The 19,288-nt window shown below is 69.4% G+C and carries 13 protein-coding genes; 11 read left to right on the forward strand and 2 right to left on the reverse strand.

Annotation, left to right across the window (positions count from 1 at the left end; translation table 11 throughout):
* Positions 1-7 precede the first annotated feature (7 nt).
* The 11 genes from gspD to AAG801_RS13185 all read left to right on the forward strand — a co-directional run bounded on the left by gspD (position 8) and on the right by AAG801_RS13185 (position 17,108).
* Positions 8-2,329, forward strand: a complete 2,322-nt coding sequence (gene gspD, locus AAG801_RS13135) for a type II secretion system secretin GspD (RefSeq protein WP_341888769.1) — start codon at positions 8-10, stop codon at positions 2,327-2,329.
* A 27-nt stretch (positions 2,330-2,356) separates the two neighbouring features.
* Positions 2,357-3,748, forward strand: a complete 1,392-nt coding sequence (locus tag AAG801_RS13140) for an ATPase, T2SS/T4P/T4SS family (protein WP_099795208.1) — start codon at positions 2,357-2,359, stop codon at positions 3,746-3,748.
* Between the two features lie 9 nt (positions 3,749-3,757).
* A complete protein-coding gene (gene gspF, locus AAG801_RS13145) occupies positions 3,758-5,002 on the forward strand; it encodes a type II secretion system inner membrane protein GspF (RefSeq protein WP_341888770.1) in 1,245 nt (414 codons plus the stop codon).
* A 22-nt stretch (positions 5,003-5,024) separates the two neighbouring features.
* A complete protein-coding gene (locus AAG801_RS13150; protein ID WP_192195082.1) occupies positions 5,025-5,924 on the forward strand; it encodes a 5'-nucleotidase in 900 nt (299 codons plus the stop codon).
* A gap of 468 nt (positions 5,925-6,392) precedes the next feature.
* Positions 6,393-8,447: a LamG-like jellyroll fold domain-containing protein gene (locus AAG801_RS13155; RefSeq protein ID WP_341888771.1), complete on the forward strand. Its 2,055-nt coding sequence runs from the start codon at positions 6,393-6,395 to the stop codon at positions 8,445-8,447.
* 42 nt (positions 8,448-8,489) lie between these two features.
* Positions 8,490-8,666 (forward strand): hypothetical protein, encoded by a 177-nt coding sequence (locus AAG801_RS13160; protein WP_180288492.1) that lies wholly within the window; start codon positions 8,490-8,492, stop codon positions 8,664-8,666.
* Between the two features lie 32 nt (positions 8,667-8,698).
* Positions 8,699-10,918, forward strand: a complete 2,220-nt coding sequence (locus AAG801_RS13165; protein WP_341888772.1) for a phospholipase C, phosphocholine-specific — start codon at positions 8,699-8,701, stop codon at positions 10,916-10,918.
* A 15-nt stretch (positions 10,919-10,933) separates the two neighbouring features.
* Positions 10,934-13,177, forward strand: coding sequence for a phospholipase C, phosphocholine-specific (locus AAG801_RS13170; protein ID WP_341888773.1), 2,244 nt, complete (start codon positions 10,934-10,936; stop codon positions 13,175-13,177).
* 48 nt (positions 13,178-13,225) lie between these two features.
* A complete protein-coding gene (locus AAG801_RS13175) occupies positions 13,226-14,128 on the forward strand; it encodes a LysR substrate-binding domain-containing protein (protein ID WP_341888774.1) in 903 nt (300 codons plus the stop codon).
* A 128-nt stretch (positions 14,129-14,256) separates the two neighbouring features.
* A complete protein-coding gene (locus AAG801_RS13180; protein ID WP_101491079.1) occupies positions 14,257-15,672 on the forward strand; it encodes a nucleobase:cation symporter-2 family protein in 1,416 nt (471 codons plus the stop codon).
* On the forward strand, positions 15,669-17,108 hold the full coding sequence (locus tag AAG801_RS13185) for an 8-oxoguanine deaminase (protein ID WP_341888775.1): 1,440 nt from the start codon (positions 15,669-15,671) through the stop codon (positions 17,106-17,108). The genes AAG801_RS13180 and AAG801_RS13185 overlap by 4 nt, the downstream gene beginning before the upstream one ends.
* 18 nt (positions 17,109-17,126) lie before the next feature.
* On the opposite strand, the gene AAG801_RS13190 is transcribed toward AAG801_RS13185, so the two are convergent.
* Positions 17,127-18,425, reverse strand: a complete 1,299-nt coding sequence (locus tag AAG801_RS13190) for a c-type cytochrome (RefSeq protein WP_341888776.1) — start codon at positions 18,423-18,425, stop codon at positions 17,127-17,129.
* A gap of 7 nt (positions 18,426-18,432) precedes the next feature.
* Positions 18,433-19,158: a cytochrome c4 gene (locus AAG801_RS13195; RefSeq protein ID WP_341888777.1), complete on the reverse strand. Its 726-nt coding sequence runs from the start codon at positions 19,156-19,158 to the stop codon at positions 18,433-18,435.
* Between the last annotated feature and the right edge of the window lie 130 nt (positions 19,159-19,288).

Consider the following 19,288-nt stretch of genomic DNA (forward strand, 5'->3'; position numbering starts at 1 on the left):
TCCGACCATGAAGAAGCCTCTGTCCTCGTCCGGCGCCCGCCCCGGCCTCATTGCGCTCGCGGTACGCCTGCTGATCGCGGCGTCGTTCGTGCCGGTCTTGCCGGCCGCCTACGCACAGACCGGCGACGCCCCACGGCGCGGCGAACCGATCACGCTCAACTTCGCCGCCGCCGACATCGAGGCCGTGGCCCGCACCATGGCCGTGGTCACCGGGCGCGACGTGGTGGTCGATCCGCGCGTGAAGGGCACCATGAACCTGGTCACCGACCGCCCGCTGGCGCCGGCCGCCGCGTTCAACCAGTTTGCCGCTGCGCTGCGCCTGCAGGGCTTCGCGGTGGTCGAGGCCGACGGCCTCTACAAGGTGGTGCCCGAGGCCGACGCCAAGCTGCAGACCAGCACCGTCAACACCTCCATCAGCGGCGCCAGCTCGGCCGCGGGCAACCAGATCGTCACGCAGATCTTTCGCCTGAACTACGAGTCGGCCAACAGCCTGCTGCCGGTGCTGCGCCCGCTGATTCCGCCGAACAACACCATCAACGTGAACCCGGGCAACAACTCGCTCGTGATCACCGACTACGCCGACAACATGCGCCGGCTGGCGCGCATCATCGCGTCGCTCGACGTGCCCAACGCGTCCGACATCGAGGTGATCCAGCTCAAGCATTCGGTGGCCACCGACATGGTGCCGCTGGTCACGCGGCTGGTCGACGGCGGCGGTGCGAGCACGCCGGGCGCGGCCGCGCCGGGCGGGGCCGACGCCTCGTTCCGCACCACGCTGATGGCCGACCCGCGCAGCAACTCGCTGATTCTTCGCGCCGCCAACCCGGCACGCGCGCAGCTCGTGCGCACGCTGGTCGAGAAGCTCGACCGCGCACCGGCCGAAACCAGCAACGGCGCGGCCGGCAACATCTACGTGGTCTACCTGAAGAACGCCGATGCGGTGCGCCTTGCGGCCACGCTGCGCGCCGCCATGGCAGCAAGCCAGCAGCAGTCGCAGGTGCCCGGTGCGCCCGGCGCCGCGGGCAGCGCCGGTTCGTCGGTGCCGCCGGCCGGCATGCCGCAGCAGATGCAGGCCGGCTTCGGCGGCAACAACCAGGGCGGCGGTTCGGCCGCGGCCAACGCGCCGCTGAACAACGCCAACCAGCCGTCCACCGGCGGCCAGATCCAGGCCGACCCGAGCACCAACTCGCTGATCATCACCGCGCCCGAACCGCAGTACCGCCAGATGCGCGCCGTGATCGACAGGCTCGACGGCCGCCGCGCGCAGGTGATGATCGAAGCGCTCATCGTCGAGGTCAGCGCCAAGAAGGCCGCCAACTTCGGCGTGCAGTGGCAGAGCGCGCTGGGCAACAACGCCGTCATCGGCACCAACTCCAGCCTGGCCAGCGCCAACATCCTGGCGCTGACGCAGGCGCTGGCCACGCGCGACGTGGCCAACATCCGGCCTTCCACCGGCCTGAACCTGGGCATTGCCGGCAAGATCGGCGGCCAGTACATCCTGGGCGCCATCGCCAACTTCTTCAACAGCGACGGCGACGCCAACGTGCTGTCCACGCCCAACCTGCTGACCCTGGACAACGAAGAAGCCAAGATCGTCATCGGCCAGAACGTGCCCTTCGTGACCGGCCAGTACGCCAGCACCTCGGGCTCGGTCGGCATCAACCCGTTCACCACGGTGGAACGCAAGGACGTGGGCCTTACGCTGCGCGTGCGCCCGACCATCAACGAGAACGGCACCGTGAAGATGACCATCTTCCAGGAGACCTCCACGGTCGACCAGAACACCGTGAAAGACCCGAACGGCCCGACCACCAACAAGCGCTCCATCGAATCGAGCGTGCTGGTGGAAGACGGCGGCCTCGTGATGCTCGGCGGCCTGCTGTCGGACAACTACGGCAACACCATCGAGAAGGTGCCGCTGGCCGGCGACATCCCGGTGTTCGGCAACCTGTTCAAGAACGAGGTGCGCACGCGCGACAAGAGCAACCTCATGATGTTCCTGCGCCCCGCCGTGATGCGCGACGGTGCCTCCACCGAAGCCTTCGCCTACGACCGCTACGACGAGATCCGCGGCATGCAGCAGCGCACGCAGCCCAACACCGACAACATCATGCTGCGCGGTGTCGACTCGGCGCCCGTGCTGCCCGAGGCGCCGCTGGTGCGCATCAACCGCCTGAACAGCAACGACAGCAGCAAGACCCGCATGGAAGGCACGCAGCTCATCCCGCCGCCGCGCCCCGCCACCGACAACCGCCGGCTCGCGCCCAGCCCGCTGCGCGGCGCGCTGCCGCCCACCTCCGACCCGACCAGCTCGCGCGAGTCGCCCTGAACCCCGTCCCGCACACGCCAGCCCCCCATGCGCTATCCCCTGCCCTACGCGTTCGCCCGCAGCCAGCAACTGCTGCTCGAAGCCACGGACGACGGCCGCCACACGCTGTGGATGTCTGCCCACCCGGCGCGCAGCGCGGTCGGTGAAGTGACCCGCAAGTACGGCGTGCAGGCCTTCGAGGTGCTCGACGCCGGCCCGCTCGCCCAACGCATCAGCGCCGCCTACGCCCAGGGCGAATCGAGCGCCGCCGCGGTGGTCAGCGAAGTGCAGAACGACGCCGACCTCTCGCGCATGATGCAGGAGCTGCCGGCCGTCGAAGACCTGCTGGCCAGCGCCGGCGACGCGCCCATCATCCGCATGCTGAACGCGCTGCTCACGCAGGCCGCGCGCGACGGCGCCAGCGACATCCACATCGAGCCCTACGAGCGCACGTCGTCCGTGCGCTTTCGCATCGACGGCACCTTGCGCGAAGTGGTGCAGCCCAACCGTGCGCTGCACGCCGCGCTGATCTCGCGCCTGAAGATCATGGCCGACCTCGACATCTCCGAGAAGCGGCTGCCGCAGGACGGGCGCATCTCCTTGCGCATCGGCACGCGCGCGGTCGACGTGCGGGTGTCGACGCTGCCCAGCGCGCACGGCGAACGCGCCGTGCTGCGCCTCTTGGACAAGAGCGAATCGAAGCTCACGCTCGAATCGGTCGGCATGCAGGGCGACTCGCTGGCACGCTTCGAAAAACTCATTGCGCAGCCGCACGGCATCATCCTCGTGACCGGCCCGACCGGCTCGGGCAAGACCACCACGCTGTACGCCGCGCTGGCCCGGCTCGATGCGAGCCGCAGCAACATCATGACGGTCGAAGACCCGATCGAGTACGAGCTGCCGGGCGTGGGCCAGACGCAGATCAACGCGAAGATCGAACTCACCTTCGCCAAGGCCCTGCGCGCCATCCTGCGGCAAGACCCCGACGTGATCATGATCGGCGAAATCCGCGACTTCGAAACCGCGCAGATCGCCATCCAGGCCTCGCTCACCGGCCACCTCGTGCTGGCCACGCTGCACACCAACGACTCGGTCAGCGCCGTCACGCGCCTGACCGACATGGGCGTGGAGCCCTTCCTCTTGAGCTCGTCGCTGCTCGGCGTGCTGGCCCAGCGCCTCGTGCGCAAGGTCTGCACGGCCTGCGGCGGCCCCGGCTGCGAAGTCTGCGGCCAGACCGGCTACCAGGGCCGCACCGGCATCTTCGAGCTGCTCGTGGCCGACGACGAAGTGCAGGCACTCATCCACGGCAAGGCCGCAGAGAGCGCGCTGTTCGAGGCCGGCGCACGCGGCGGCCTGCGCTCCATGCGCGAAGACGGCGAACGGCTGGTGCAGGCCGGCATCACCTCGCGCGCCGAACTCGTGCGCGTCACCCGCGAGTAACGACCCGCGATGCCCGCCTATTCCTTCGAAGCCATCGACGCCAGCGGCCACTCGCGCGAAGGCGTGCTCGAGGCCGACACCGCACGCGCCGCACGCGGCCTGCTGCGGGCGCAGGCGCTCATTCCGCTGTCGGTCAAGCCGGTCGGCAGCGGCGATGCGGCCGGTGGTGGCGGCGCCGGCAGCAACGCGCTCACGCGCTGGCTCGGCGGCGGCAAGCGCGTCTTCAACTCGACCAACCTCGCCGTGTGGACGCGCCAGCTCGCCGGCCTCATCTCGGCCGGCCTGCCGCTGGAACGCGCACTCACGGCCCTCACCGACGAGGCCGAATCGGAACCCCAACGCAACCTCGTCGCCTCGCTGCGCGCCGAGGTCAACGCGGGCTCGCCCTTCGCGCGCGCGCTGGCGGCGCACCCGCGCGAGTTCTCGCCCATCTACACCGCCGTGATCGGCGCGGGCGAGCAAAGCGGCAACCTCGGGCTCGTGCTCGAACGCCTCGCCGACGACCTCGAAGAGCGCCAGGTGCTGCAGCAGAAGCTGATCGGCGCCGCGCTGTACCCGGCCATCGTCACGCTGGTGGCGATCGTCATCGTGATCTTCCTCGTGAGCTACGTGGTGCCGCAGGTGGCCCAGGTGTTCGCGGGCACCAAGCGCTCGCTGCCCTTCCTCACGACCGTGATGCTGTCGCTGAGCGCGGCCGTGCGCAACTACGGCTGGTGGATGCTGGGCGTCATCGTGATCGCGGCCGTCGGCGTGCGCGTCGCATTGGCGCAGGAAGCCTTCCGCCTCAAGTTCGATGCCGCCTGGCTCAAGCTGCCGCTGGTCGGCAAGCTCGCGCGCGGCTACAACGCGGCGCGCTTCGCGAGCACGCTCGCCATGCTCGCCACGGCCGGCGTGCCGATCCTGCGTGCGCTGCAGGCGGCCTCCGAAACACTGGGCAACCGCGCCATGCGCGCCGACGCGCTCGACGCGCTGGTGCTGGTGCGCGAAGGCGCGCCGCTGGCCTCCGCGCTGGCGCAGAAGAAACGCTTCCCGGGGCTGGTGTCGATGTTCGCGCGCCTGGGCGAGCAGACCGGCACGCTGCCCGTGATGCTGCAACGCGCCGCCAACCAGCTCGGCGCCGAAGTGCAGCGCCGCGCGATGCACCTGGCCACCATCCTCGAGCCGCTGCTCATCGTCGCCATGGGCGGCGTGGTGATGCTCATCGTGCTGGCCGTGATGCTGCCTATCATCCAGCTCAATCAGTTCGTCAAGTGACGACGGACGGGGAGCCCCTCACATGCCCGTAACGCTCGAAGACAAACTCGTGGTCGCGATCTCCTCGCGGGCCCTGTTCAACCTCGAAGAAGAAAACAAGATCTTCGAGGCCGGCGACAACGAGGGCTACATGAAGCTGCAGCTCGACCGCATCGATGAACCGGCCGCCCCGGGCATCGCGTCGTCGCTGATTCGCAAGCTGCTGCGCTTCAACGACGACGGCGTGCAGCGCGTCGAGGTGGTCATCCTCTCGCGCAACGACCCGGTGTCGGGCATGCGCATCTTCAAGTCGAGCGCCGCGGCCGACATCAAGCTGCAGCGCGGCGTGTTCACGCAAGGCCGCCCGCCCTTCGGCTACCTGCGCCCGCTGCGCGCGCATCTGTTCCTGTCGGTCAACGCACAAGACGTGCGCGAAGCGCTCGCCGCCGGCTTTCCTGCCGCGCGCGTGCTCGTCGAATCGGTGAAGGCCAGCGATGCGTGGCCCAACGAAGTGCGCATCGCCTTCGACGGTGATGCCGTGCTCTTCAGCGACGAAGCCGAGCGCGTGTTCCAGGCCGAGGGCCTCGACGCCTTCCAGGCGCACGAACTCAGCAAGGCCGACCTGCCCCTGCCCGAAGGTCCGTTCAAGCCGCTGCTGATGGCCTTGCACCGGCTGCAGATGGCGGGCAATGCGCAGATGCGCATCCGCACCGCGCTGGTCACGGCGCGCAGTGCGCCGGCGCACGAGCGCGCGATCCGCACGCTCATGAAGTGGAACATCCGCGTCGACGAAGCGATGTTCCTCGGCGGCCTGCCCAAGGGTGAGTTCCTGCGCGAGTTCGAGCCCGACTTCTTCTTCGACGACCAGACCGGTCACGTCGACGCGGCCTCGCGGCATGTGCCTGCGGGGCATGTGTCGAGCGGCATCAGCAACGAGCCCTGACGTCGTTCAGGGCACGATCCCGCCGACGGGGCACCTTGCTCCGCGAATGTCCCCCGGGCTTCGCCCTCCTCCTTTATTTCGCTGCGCAAGGCACCCCATCGACGTGATCGATGGGCCGTGCAGTGATTGATCGGCCGCACACCAGCGCTGCGTCCCGTGCCCAGGGCACTGGGTGCTCCCCGCAGCGAAATTAAGGAGGAGGGGCGAAGCCCCGGGGGACATTCGCGGAGGGGAGTACCCGGTGTCCTGTGCACGCGCCACGGTCCCTCTCTCGCAGCTGTTGAAGCAGCCGCAGACCAGCGCGTTGTCACACGCGTTTCGTCCCACTGTCATCGCTCGTTCACTGCCGAGTAACGGGTTCTCCCTAGTCTTGTCGCCTGTCCGGTGCGCAGTGCCTTCGTGGCACTTTTTTTTCGTGCTGGGCGTTCACCTCCTTCGATAGACAACAAGAACCGAACGGCTTTTCCGATGCGTCCGACTCCTTCTACGCACGCCGCGCCCCTCACGCGCTGGCTGTTGCCCCTTGCGATTTCCGCCGCGCTCGCGGCCTGCGGCGGTGGAGGCGGCGGTGGCGTTGCCTTTCCCCCGATCAGCGGCACACCGACGCCACCAACCAGCACGCCCAACGAAGGCAAGAGCGGCCCCAAGGCATTGATCGTCGAGATCGACGGACTCACGCACGCAGCGTTACGCGAAGCCATCGCACAGAAGAAAGTGCCTGCCGCGCTGCAATCTTTGCAGCTTGCCCCCGCATGGACCGGCGGCACCGATGGCGCGCTCAGCGAGCAGCCCGCCACCGACGGCCCCGGCTGGGCAACGCTCTTGACCGGCACCTGGGTGCCGCGCCACGCGGTGCGTGCCGACACCGCGGACCAACGCATCGACGCCAAGCTCGCGCCCTCCGTCTTCGCCTTCGCGAAGCAGAAGAAAGACGCTAGCTACCTCACCGCATCGGTCACCGCCGACGCGCTCTATCCGAACCTGCTGCTCGCAGAAACCGGCACGCTCGACACCGCCGTCGACTGCGCCGGTGCCGACGCCTGCGTGACCGCCAACACCACGCGGCTCATCGGCGCAGGCTACGACCTGCTGGTCGCGCAGTACAGCGCACCTGCCGCCGCAGCCGCGAATGGCCTGCGCAGCGACAGCTACCAGCGCGCCGTGTCCGACACGGCAGCAGCCGTCGGCCAGCTGCTCGCACGCATCGCGCAACGCGCCGCCAACGATGCGAAGGAAGACTGGCTCGTGATCCTCACGACCGGCCACGGCCTCGATGCCTTCGGCGGTGTCACGTCTCTGAAGGACATAGACAACAAGACCGTCTTCATCGCCAGCAACAAGACCTTGCCCGCGCTGCCCGCCGTCGGTGCCGCCTCGCCGGCCGACGACAACGCGCTGCGCCAGTCGGCCGCCGCGACCGACATCGCGCCCACGGTGCTGCGCCACCTCGGCGCACTGCCTGCGACCGCGGCCTACAACTTCAACGGCCAGGCCCTGCAAGCCACCACCGCCGTGCAGCAGCTCGCGGCCCGCACCAGCGCCGACCGGAGCAGCATCGAGCTCTCGTGGACGCTCGCGGGCGACCTCGGCGGCCCCGTTCAGGTGCTGCGCGACGGCAAGCCGATCGCCACGCTGCCGGCCGGCGCCACGCGCTACACCGACCCCGTCAAAGCTGCGGCCGATGGCCTCTACGCGTTCCAGTACACGGTCGCCGCCGGTCGTGCCGCCGTCTCGATCTCCGCGCAGATCGCCTACGTGAAGGTGGGCCTGGTCAATCTGTTCCCACTCGACGCACTGCCCGCGCTGGACCTCAACGCCACCGCGACGCTCGTGCCCATGGCTGCGGATGCGGACAGTGGTTCGCTCGTGGCCGACGACAACTTCCAGCCGCCCTACCGCGTGCAGGCGCTGCGCGTGGACAGCCGCATCAAGAACGCGAGCGGCATGGCCGGCTACAAGCTGCTGCAGACGCGCGACGTGACCACATCCCCGTCCGTCGCCGCCTTCACCTTCGGCTTCTGGCTGCGCACCGACGCCACCTGCAGCCAGGGCGTGAGCAACGGCGCCTCGGTCATCGCCAACAAGAACTACGACACCGGCGACAACGCAGGCCTCGCACTCGGCCTGTTCAGCAACTGCGAACTGCGCTTCAACACCGGCACCGGCAGCGGCCGCGGCGAGATCAAGGGCAAGCACTTCCTGAGCGCGGGCCGCTGGGCCTACGTCGCGATGGTCGTCGACAAGGCCGGCAAGAACATGAGCGGCTATGTGTTCGACCCCGTGAAGGGCACGCAGACCGGCAGCGTCGCGCTCTCGACTTCATTGGTCGCCGCGCTCGGCGGCCTGGGCAAGGGCATCGCGCTGAACGAAGACGCCACCGGCCTGTACTACCAGCGCTGGTCGGCCTCGCCGCGCGGCGCGATGGACTTCAACGACTTCGCGATCTGGAACCGCGCGCTCACCGCCGAAGAACTGACCGCCATCTACACCTCGGGCCAGCCGCTGTCGGCGCTCGCTCCCTGATCACCCCCGGTCTCCACGACATCACAAAGAACGGATCACCCCATGCTGCTTCAAGCTTCCCTCCCCACGCGGCTGCTCGCCGCCTTCCTCCTGGCTTGCACGCTGTCCGCCTGCGGCGGCAGTGACAACAACGGCGGCGGCTTCCCGCCCATCATCACGCCGCCCCCGCAGCCCCAGCCCGAGACCGGCGTGAAGCCCGAAATGCGCTGCGCACCGTGACGCGCGACTTCATGAACAGCCACGACAAGACCATGAATTCACGCCGCAAATTCCTCACGGGCACCGCCACCACCGGCGCTGCCGCCCTCGCACTCTCGGCCTTCCCGCCGAGCATTCGCCGCGCACTGGCCATTCCGGCCAACAACAAGACCGGCACCATCAAGGACGTCGAACACATCGTCATCCTGATGCAGGAGAACCGTTCGTTCGACCACTACTTCGGCACGCTCATGGGCGTGCGCGGCTTCGGCGATCGCTTCACCATTCCGCTGCCGGGCGGGCGCAACGTCTGGCAGCAGGCCGACGAAACGGGCACGCCCGTGCTGCCCTACCACCTGGACCAGACCAAGGGCAACGCACAGCGCGTGGCCGGCACGCCGCATGACTGGAACGACGGCCAGAACGCCTGGGACGGCGGCCGCGCCTACCAGTGGGTCAAGTACAAGAAGACCGGCACCGCGCCGTACACCCAGGCCATGGGCTACCTCGAGCAGGCCGAGCTGCCGTACCAGTTCGCGCTGGCCAATGCCTTCACGCTGTGCGACGGCTACCACTGCAGCATGCACACGGGCACCAACTCGAACCGCATGTTCCACTGGACCGGCACCAACGGCCCCACGGGCGCGGGCGTGGCCTCGGTCACCAACGAGTGGGACGACAGCTACACGCCGCCGTCGACCACCGGCTACGAGTGGAAGACGTTTCCCGAGCGCCTGCAGGCCGCCGGCATCAGCTGGATCGTGTATGAAAACATGCGCGACAACTTCGGCGACAACCCGCTCGTGGGCTTCAAGCAGTACCGCCAGGCCAGCGAAGCCTCGGGCAAGCCGATCAAGAACACCGGCCCGGTGCCGGCCTACGACCCGGCCAGCGACGACGTCGGCAACCCGCTGTACAAGGGCATCGCCAACACCATGCCCGGCGCCAACGTGGAGGAGTACCTGAACACCTTCCGCAACGACGTGAAGAACGGCAAGCTGCCGCAGGTGTCGTGGATCGTCGCACCCGCCACCTATTCGGAGCACCCCGGACCATCGAGCCCCGTGGAAGGCGGCTGGTACATCCAGGAAACGCTCGATGCGCTCACCGCCGTGCCTGAGGTGTGGAGCAAGACCGTGCTGATCATCAACTTCGATGAGAACGACGGCTACTTCGACCACTACCCGTCGCCGGCCGCGCCCTCGCTCAACCCCGACGGCTCGCCCGCCGGCAAGACGACGCTGCCCGAAGCCGACATCGCCTTCGAGCGCTTCACGCACCCCAAGCCGCCGGGCACCACCCATCAACCCGCGCCCGACGGTCGCGTGTACGGCCCCGGCGTGCGCGTGCCGATGTACATCATCTCGCCGTGGAGCCGCGGCGGCTGGGTCAACTCGCAGGCCTTCGACCACACCTCGGTGATCCGCTTCATCGAGACGCGCTTCGGCGTGAAGGAGCCCAACATCAGCGCGTTCCGCCGCGCGGTGTGCGGCGACCTCACGAGCGCCTTCAACTTCGCCACGCCTAACACCGAGGCGCTGCCCACGCTGGCCGGCCGCACAACCAAGACGCAGGCGAACGACACGCGCGCGGCGCAGGAAGCCCAGGCGCAGGTGCCGATGCCCGCCGACCCGCAGCTGCCGCGCCAGGCCGCCGGCACGCGTCCCTCGCGCGCCCTGCCCTACGAGCTGCACGTGAGCGCACGCAACGACGCCACCAGTGGCAAGGTGCGGCTGGTGTTCGCCAACACGGGCAAGGCCGCCGCCGTGTTCCATGTGTACGACAAGCTCAACCTGGAACGCCTGCCGCGCCGCTACATGGTCGAGGCCGGCAAGACGCTGGACGACACCTGGAACGCGATGGTCGACAACACGGGCTTCTACGACCTGTGGGTGCTCGGCCCCAACGGCTTCCACCGCCATTTCCGCGGCGACCTGAACAGCCTGCGCGCCGGCGATGCGCCCAACCCCGAAGTGCGCGTGTGCTACGACATCGCCAACGGCAACGTCTACCTGCAGATGCTCAACGGCGGTCGCAACGCCTGCAAGTTCACCGTGCGCCCCAAGGCCTACCGCACCGACGGCCCGTGGACCGCGACCGTGGCGGGCGGCACCTCGACCGAGCAGCACTGGGACCTGGCCGCCAGCGGCGCCTGGTACGACTTCGAAGTGACTTGCGATGCCGACACCAGCTACTACCGGCGCTTTGCGGGCCGCGTGGAAACGGGCCGGCATTCGGTGAGCGATCCGGCCATGGGCACGGCCCGCGCCTGAGGCCAGGGTGACACCATGACCTCCCGCCGCAACTTCCTCACCGGCACCGCCACCACCGGTGCCGCCGCGCTCGCCCTCTCGGCCTTTCCGCCGAGCATCCGGCGCGCGCTGGCCATTCCCGCCAACAACAAGACCGGCACGATCAACGACGTCGAACACGTCGTGATCCTGATGCAGGAGAACCGGTCGTTCGACCACTACTTCGGCACCCTCGCCGGCGTGCGTGGCTTCGGCGACCGCTTTCCCATTCCGCTGCCCAAGGGCCTCAACGTCTGGCAGCAAAGCGATGCCAACGGCAACGTGGTGCTGCCGTACCACTTCGACAGCCGCAAGGGCAATGCGCAGCGCGACGGCGGCACGCCGCACGACTGGGACGACAGCCAGCAGGCCTGGGGCGGTGGCCGCATGCACGAATGGGCGCGCTACAAAACGCCCAAGGCCATGGGGTATCACAAGCAGGCCGAGGTGCCGTTCCAGTTCGCGCTGGCCGATGCCTTCACGCTGTGCGACGCGTACCACTGCGCGATGCACACCGGCACCGACGCGAACCGTTCGTTCCACATCACCGGCACCAACGGGCCGACCGCGCAGAACGTGGCCTTCGTCACCAACGAGTGGGACTGGCTCGACGCCACGCCCAGCAAGGTCGACACCGGCTACACGTGGAAGACCTACGCCGAGCGCCTCGAAGACGCCGGTGTGAGCTGGATCTGCTACCAGAACATGCCCGACGAATGGGGCGACAACATGCTGGGCGCGTTCCGCCAGTTCCGTCGTGCCAACCGCGCGTCGCCCTACCCGGTGACCAGCGGTTACTACAAGGCGCCGTTTTCCGACACGGGCCAGAAGCTCCCTTTCCACGCCTACGACGCGGCCAGCGACAACCCCGGCAACCCGCTCTACAAGGGCATCGCCAACACGCTGCCCGGCGACAAGCCCGAGGACTACCTGGACGCGTTCCGGCGCGACATCAAGGCCGGCCGCCTGCCGAAGGTGAGCTGGATCAATGCGCCCTCCGCCTACTGCGAGCATCCCGGCCCCTCCAGCCCGGTGCAGGGTGCGTGGTTCATCCAGGAAATCCTCGATGCGCTCACCGCCGTGCCCGAGGTCTGGAGCAAGACCGTGCTGCTGGTCAACTTCGACGAGAACGACGGCTACTTCGACCATGTGCCCTCGCCCTCGGCGCCCTCGCTCAACCCCGACAAGACACCGGCCGGCAAGACCACGCTCGCCGCCGACGCCCTGAAGGCCGAGTACTTCACGCAGCCGGCGCCCGAAGGCAGCACCTCGCAGCCGAAGCCCGACAACCGCGTGTTCGGCCCCGGCCCGCGTGTGCCGCTGTACGTGATCTCGCCCTGGAGCCGCGGCGGCTGGGTCAGCTCGCAGGCCTTCGATCACACCTCGGTGCTGCAATTCCTGGAAACGCGTTTCGGCGTGAAGGAGCCGAACATCTCGCCCTTCCGGCGCGCGGTGTGCGGTGACCTCACGAGCGCCTTCAACTTCGCCACGCCGAACACCGAGGCCCCGCCCCAACTCGCGGGCAAGTTGAGCAGGACCGATGCCGACAAGGTGCGCAACGACCAGCAGGCGCTGCCGCAGGTGCCGCTGCCAACCGACCCGCAGCTGCCGCGCCAGGCCACCGGCACGCGCCCTTCGCGCGCCCTGCCCTACGAGCTGCACACGAGCGCCAGGGCCGACACCCTCACCGGCACCGTGAAGCTGATCTTCTCGAACACCGGCAAGGCCGCCGCCGTGTTCCACGTGTACGACAAGCTCAACCTCGACCGCCTGCCACGCCGCTACATGGTCGAGCCCGGCAAGACGCTCGACGACAGCTGGGCCGCCGCCACCGACAACAGCGGCTTCTACGACCTCTGGGTGCTCGGCCCCAACGGCTACCACCGCCACTTCAAGGGCGACCTCAACCGCCTGCGCGCCGGCGGCGTGGCCGCGCCCGAGGTGCGTGTCTGCTACGACATCGCCAACGGCAACGTCTACCTGCAGATGCGCAACGACGGCAAGGCCGCGTGCAAGTTCACGGTGCGCGCCAAGGCCTACCGCGACGACGGCCCGTGGAACGCGACGGTGAACGGCGGTGCCCAGGCCGAGCAGCACTGGGAGCTCGCCGCCAGCGGCCAGTGGTACGACTTTGCCGTCACCTGCGACAGCGACCCGGCCTTCTACCGCCGCTTTGCCGGCCGCGTGGAAACCGGCAAGCACACGGTCAGCGATCCGGCGATGGGCTTGCCCGACCTTTGAAGACGTAGGCATGATCCCCCCGCGCCCGCCAGTGGCGCGGGGGAATTCATGCACGCCAAGGTCATTCGGTACTTCGTCGAGGTGGTTCGCGCGGGCTCGATCCGCAAAGCGGCCGAGCAGCTGCACGTGGTGCCCACGGCCGTGAACCGGCAGATCCTCAACCTCGAGGAAGAACTGGGCGCGCCGTTGTTCGAGCGCATCCACAACACGCTCAAGCTCACGCCCGTGGGCGAGATCGTGCTGGCGCATGCGCGCGGCACACTGCGCGAGTTCGACCTCGTGCGCCAGCGCATCGAGGACATGCGCGGCCTGCGCCAGGGCGAGGTCACGCTGGCCACCACGGCCGGCCTGGCCGACGCCTTCCTGCCGGCCGTGGTGCAGCGCTTTCGGGCCGCGCACCCGGGCATCCAGCTCAAGCTGCTCGGCCTGCCCATCGCGGCCGTGCTGCGCAGCGTGGCCGAAGGCGATGCCGACCTGGCGCTGGCCTACGACGTGCCCGGCACGGCCGGCTTTCGCACGCTGTTCAGCAGCGAGTGGCCGATCGGCGCGGTGGTGCCGCCGGGCCATCCGCTCACGGCGCATGCGACCACGGTGCTGGCGGAGTGCGTGGGCTACCCGCTGATCCTGCCCGCGCCCTCGCTGTCGATCCGACCGATCCTCGACGCCGCGTTCGAGCGCTCGGCCATCCGCGTGTCGCCGGTGGTCGAAACCACCTCCACCGCGCTGATGCGCCGGCTGGTGCGCGACGGCGGCGGCATCACGCTGCTGAACCGCCTGGACGTGGACGAGGAGCGCAACGACGGCACGCTCGTCTTCGTGCCGCTGCGCGACACCACGCTGGGCGCCCAGACGCTCACGCTCGAGACCCGCGCCGCACAGCCGCCGAGCGCCGCGGCCGAGCTGTTCGCGAACCATGTCGTGGCCTGCTTGGACGACCTGCTGGCACCCTGATGCCGCTCTGGCAGCCCCTGCGATGACCGTCCACTTTTTGTGCACAGGGCGCGTCATTTATTGACTTTGCATGTGCAAAGACATCGCTCCTAGACTGCCGCGCCGGTTCATCGGCAGGAAAGGTTCCCATGTTCTCGAACGATAAAAAGACCCCCGCAGGAGACGGCGAAGGGGTCGACCAGAAGCTTCCGCTCGCCCGTTGCGGCGCATTGAGCCTGCAGCACGTGCTCGTGATGTACGCGGGCACGGTGGCCGTGCCGCTCATCGTGGGCGGTGCGCTCGGCCTCTCGAAGGCCGACATCGCCTTCCTCATCAACGCCGACCTGTTTGCCGCCGGCATTGCCACGCTGGTGCAGGCCATCGGCTTCTGGCGCTTCGGCATCCGCATGCCGGTGATGATGGGCGTGACCTTCGCGGCCGTCGGGCCGATGATCGCCATCGGCATGGATCCGTCGCTCGGGCTGCCCGCGATCTACGGCGCGACCATCGTGGCGGGCGTGTTCGGCATGCTCGTTGCGCCGCTCATGGGGCGGGTGCTGGGCGTGTTTCCGCCGCTCGTCACGGGCACGGTCATCACGCTGATCGGCGTGTCGCTCATGGGCGTGGCCATCAACTGGGCTGCGGGCGGCCAGCCCACCGCGACCCGCATGATCGACGGCGTGGCGCACGCGGTGGCCAACCCGGCCTACGGCGAGCCGGTGAACCTGGCGATTGCCGCGGCGGTGCTGGCGGTGATCATCGCGATCACGCGCTTCGGCAAGGGCCTCATCGCGAACATCGCGGTGCTGCTGGGCATCGTGTTCGGCGTGGGCGTGTCGCTCGCGCTCGGGCGCATGCACTTCGACGGACTCGAAGAAGCCAGCTGGATGGCCGTGACCACGCCCTTCCACTTCGGCCTGCCGCGCTTCGAGCTCACGGCCATTGCCTCGATGTGCATCGTGATGCTCATCACGCTGGTCGAATCGACCGGCATGTTCCTGGCACTGGGCGAGATCACCGGCCGCAAGGTGACGACCGATGCGCTCACGCGCGGGCTGCGTGCCGACGGGCTGGGCACCGTCATCGGCGGTGTGTTCAACACCTTCCCCTACACCTCGTTCTCGCAGAACGTGGGGCTGGTCACGGTGACGGGCGTGCGCTCGCGCTACGTGGCGGCGGGCGGTGGCCTGATGCTGATCGCACTCGCGCTCTTTCCGAAGATCGCGCACATCGTGGCCTCGGTGCCGCAGTTCGTGCTCGGCGGCGCGGGCATCGTGATGTTCGGCATGGTCGCGGCCACGGGCGTGCGCATCCTGGGTGCGATCGACTACGCGCAGAACCGCCACGCGCTGTACGTGATCGCCATTTCGATCGGGCTCGGATTGATCCCCACGCTGTCGCCGAACTTCTTCCAGCACTTCCCCGCCTGGACCCATCCGCTGACGCACAGCGGCATCGTGCTGGGCACGCTGGCCGCGGTGCTGCTCAATCTTTTCTACAACGGCGTGCTGTCGAAGGAACGTTCCTTCGCGATGGCGGCGCGCACTTCGCACGGCTCCGAATGACTTTTCAACATCCATCTTCTTCCTCTTCGCCGCAGCGCCCGCCGCTGCTGATCGTCCGGCACGCCGACGTGCTCGTCACCATGGACGCCGCCCGGCGCGAGATCGCCGACGGCGCCGTGGTGATGAACGGCCCCGCCGTCGCCTGGGTGGGCGCCACGGCCGAGCTGCCGGCGGTGTACCTCGACGCGCTGCGCAGCGGCCAGGCCGAGGCCATCGACATGCACGGCCATGTCGTGATGCCCGGGTTGGTGAACACGCACCACCACATGTACCAGAGCCTCACGCGCGCCGTGCCCGAGGCGCAGGATGCGGAGCTCTTCGGCTGGCTCACGAACCTGTACCTGCTGTGGGCGCGGCTCACGCCCGAGATGATCCGCGTGTCGACGCAGACCGCCATGGCCGAGCTGATGCGCTCGGGCTGCACCACCACCAGCGATCACCTCTACCTGTTCCCGAACGGGTCGCGGCTCGACGACTCGATCGAGGCGGCCGACGCCATGGGCATGCGCTTCCACGCGGCGCGCGGCAGCATGAGCGTGGGCCGCAGCGCCGGCGGCCTGCCGCCCGACGAGGTGGTGGAGACCGAGGCCGCGATCCTGCGCGACAGCGAGCGGCTCATCGACCGCTGGCACAACCCCGCGCGCCATTCGATGCGCCGCATCGTGCTCGCGCCCTGCTCGCCGTTCTCGGTGTCGCGCGACCTGATGCGGCTGTCGGCCGAGCTGGCGCGCGCGCGCGGCGTGTCGCTGCACACGCACCTGGCCGAGAACGACAACGACGTCGCCTACTCGCGCGAGAAGTTCGGCATGACGCCGGCCGAGTACGCCGAAGACCTGGGCTGGGTCGGCCCCGACGTGTGGCACGCGCACTGCGTGAAGCTCGACGACGCCGGCATCGCGCTCTTCGGGCGCACCGGCACCGGCGTGGCGCACTGCCCGTGCTCGAACATGCGGCTGGCCTCGGGCATCGCGCCCATCGGGGCCATGCGGCGCGCGGGCGTGCCCGTGGGCCTGGGCGTGGACGGCAGCGCGTCGAACGACGGCGCGCACATGCTGGGCGAGGCGCGCCAGGCGATGCTGCTGCAGCGCGTGGGCTACGGCCCCGCCGCGATGACGGCGCGCGAGGCGCTGGAGATCGCCACGCTCGGCGGCGCCCGCGTGCTCGGGCGCGACGACATCGGCGCGCTGGCGCCGGGCATGTCGGCCGACCTCGTGGCCTTCGACATGCGCGGCGTCGACCACGCCGGCGCCTGGCACGACCCGGTCGCGGCGCTGGTGTTCTGCACGCCGGTGGCGGCGGCACTGAGCGTGATCGACGGTGTGGTCCGCATCCGCGACGGGCGCTTCACGGGCTTCGAGCTGGCACCGCTGCTGGCGACGCACCGCGAACTCGCGCGCACGCTGTACGAAAGCGCGCGGCATCCGCACACCGCCTGAAAAGCGGCGCGCTGATCGTCAGCGCCGCATCGTGTCCAGCTGCGTGACCGGCGCGGCGTTGTTGCCCCACGCGCCGCGGATGTAGGTGAGCACCTCGGCCACTTCGGTCGCGTCGAGCGCGTGCCCGAACGGCGGCATGCCGTAGGGGCGCGGGTTGCCGGCCGTCGCGGGCAGGAAACCGCCGTGCGCCACCACCTGGATCAGGTTGGTGGGCCGCGCCATCGTCACTGCGCGGTTGCCCGCGAGCGGCGGGTAGGCGCCGGCCGCGCCCTGGCCCTGGTCGCCGTGGCAGTACGCGCAGCGCTGGTCGTATATCTTCGCGCCGCGCACCATCGCGCCAGCGTCGCGCCGCACCGGCGCGGCGGGGGCCTTGGTTGCTTCGGGGGCGTCCTTCTTCACGGCCTCGGGCAGGTCCTTCAGGTAGATCGCCATCGCGCCGAGGTCGGCGTCGCTCAGGTACTGCGTGCTGCGGAACACGACGTCGGCCATCGGGCCCATCACCGAGCCGCGCGGGGAGGTGCCCGACTTGAGCAGCGCCACGACATCGGCCGCGGGCCAGTCGGCCACGCCCGCTTCGTGCGGATCGGCCAGCGACGGCGCGTACCAGTTCTCCACCGCGATGAGCCCGCCCGAGAGTCCGAGCTTGGTTTCTGTCGCACCCAGCGAGTTGCGGCTGCCGTGGCAGGCGATGCAGTGGCCCAGCCCGCCGACCAGGTAAGCGCCGCGGTTCCATTCGGCCGGCTTGTTCGCGTTCGCCACGAAGGGCTGCGGCTTGAACGAGAGCGCGCGCCACACCGCGAGCGCGGCCTGCGTGTCGTACGGAAAGCGCAGCCGGTGCGCCTTGTTTTCCGTGGCGGCGGGCGCCACGCCGCGCAGGTAGGCGTAGAGGGCGTCGGAGTCTTCGCGCGTGACCTGCGTGAAGTTCGGGTACGGAAAGGCCGGGTACAGCAAACGCCCGTCCTTGCTGCGGCCGTTGTGCATGGCGCGCCAGAAGTGCGCGCTGCTCCAACTGCCGATGCCGTGCGTCGGGTCAGGCGTGAGGTTGGTCGCGTAGATGGTGCCGAACGGCGTTTCGAGCGGCACGCCGCCCGCGTAGGGCTGGCCGCCGCGCGTGGTGTGGCAGCCGGCACAGTTGCCCGCCAGCGCAAGGTAGCGCCCGCGCTCGACGAGCTGCGGTGTGGCCTCGAAGGCTTCGGCGCGTTCGGGCAGCGGGTCTTCGCCGCGCAGGTTCAGCGCCAGCACGACGCCGGCCAACACGGCCGCCAGGGTGACGAGGCCCAGCAGGGCCCAGCCGAAATGTCTCAATCGCGCGGTCATCGGGTTCTCACGGTTTCGCTGCGGTCGGCATGCCGCCGCAGGTGACGGGCAACGGCGCGGGCAGCGAGGCGGCCGGGCGGGTGTCGGCCGGCATCGGCTGCACGGCCAGCCAGCTGGCCACGGCGTTGATGTCGGCGGTGGTCATGCGCTGGCCGATTTGCGCCATGCAGTCGGGCGCGGGCGCGTGGCGCTCCTTGGTGAGCCAGGCGCCGAGCTGCGACGACACATACAGCCGCGGCAGGCCCAGCAGGCCCGGAATGGCCGGCTGCACGCCCGTGAGCGCCGCGCCGTGGCACTGCACGCAGGCCGGGATGTTGCGCGCGGCATCGCCTTCGAGCGCCAGCTGACGGCCGCGGCGCAGCTGCTCGGGCGAGGCGTCGCTCTGCGGCGAGATCGCCGCGTACGGCAGCGACAGGTTCGCGAAGTAGTCGGCCATCTCGCGCAGGTAGTCGTCCGACAGGTGCTGGACCATGTAGGTCATGTCGCTGTTGAAGCGGCGCCCGTCGCGAAAACTCACGAGCTGGTTGAACAGGTAGCCCGCGGGCTTGCCCGCCAGGCGCGGGAAGAAGCCGGCGTTGGTGGTGGCGCCCTCGCGCCCGTGGCAGGCGATGCAGGCGGCCACGCGCTGTTCGATGGTGTCGGGCACGGTGGTGGTGGCTGCGCGCGTCATGGCAGGCGCGAGCGGCAACAGCAGCGCCAGGGCCAGCGCCGCGCGATGGAGCACGGCCTTCATCACGTGCCTGCCGCGAAATGCGCCAGGGCCAGCAGGCCCGCGATCAGCAGCAGGGCCATGCACAGCCCCACGCCGATCAGCGGCAGGATGCCCAGTTGGGCGGTCCGCTTGTCGGCGTCGGCCCGGCGGC

This window comes from Variovorax sp. YR752 (assembly GCF_943372545.1).

Coding starts and splice junctions, on each gene's coding strand:
- AAG801_RS13175 (WP_341888774.1), top strand. CDS start 13,226: ATGCACGCCAAGGTCATTCGGTACTTCGTCGAGGTGGTTCGCGCGGGC.
- AAG801_RS13170 (WP_341888773.1), top strand. CDS start 10,934: ATGACCTCCCGCCGCAACTTCCTCACCGGCACCGCCACCACCGGTGCC.
- gspF (WP_341888770.1), top strand. CDS start 3,758: ATGCCCGCCTATTCCTTCGAAGCCATCGACGCCAGCGGCCACTCGCGC.
- AAG801_RS13155 (WP_341888771.1), top strand. CDS start 6,393: ATGCGTCCGACTCCTTCTACGCACGCCGCGCCCCTCACGCGCTGGCTG.
- AAG801_RS13190 (WP_341888776.1), bottom strand. CDS start 18,425: ATGACCGCGCGATTGAGACATTTCGGCTGGGCCCTGCTGGGCCTCGTC.
- AAG801_RS13180 (WP_101491079.1), top strand. CDS start 14,257: ATGTTCTCGAACGATAAAAAGACCCCCGCAGGAGACGGCGAAGGGGTC.
- AAG801_RS13150 (WP_192195082.1), top strand. CDS start 5,025: ATGCCCGTAACGCTCGAAGACAAACTCGTGGTCGCGATCTCCTCGCGG.
- AAG801_RS13160 (WP_180288492.1), top strand. CDS start 8,490: ATGCTGCTTCAAGCTTCCCTCCCCACGCGGCTGCTCGCCGCCTTCCTC.
- AAG801_RS13140 (WP_099795208.1), top strand. CDS start 2,357: ATGCGCTATCCCCTGCCCTACGCGTTCGCCCGCAGCCAGCAACTGCTG.
- AAG801_RS13165 (WP_341888772.1), top strand. CDS start 8,699: ATGAATTCACGCCGCAAATTCCTCACGGGCACCGCCACCACCGGCGCT.
- AAG801_RS13185 (WP_341888775.1), top strand. CDS start 15,669: ATGACTTTTCAACATCCATCTTCTTCCTCTTCGCCGCAGCGCCCGCCG.
- gspD (WP_341888769.1), top strand. CDS start 8: ATGAAGAAGCCTCTGTCCTCGTCCGGCGCCCGCCCCGGCCTCATTGCG.
- AAG801_RS13195 (WP_341888777.1), bottom strand. CDS start 19,158: ATGAAGGCCGTGCTCCATCGCGCGGCGCTGGCCCTGGCGCTGCTGTTG.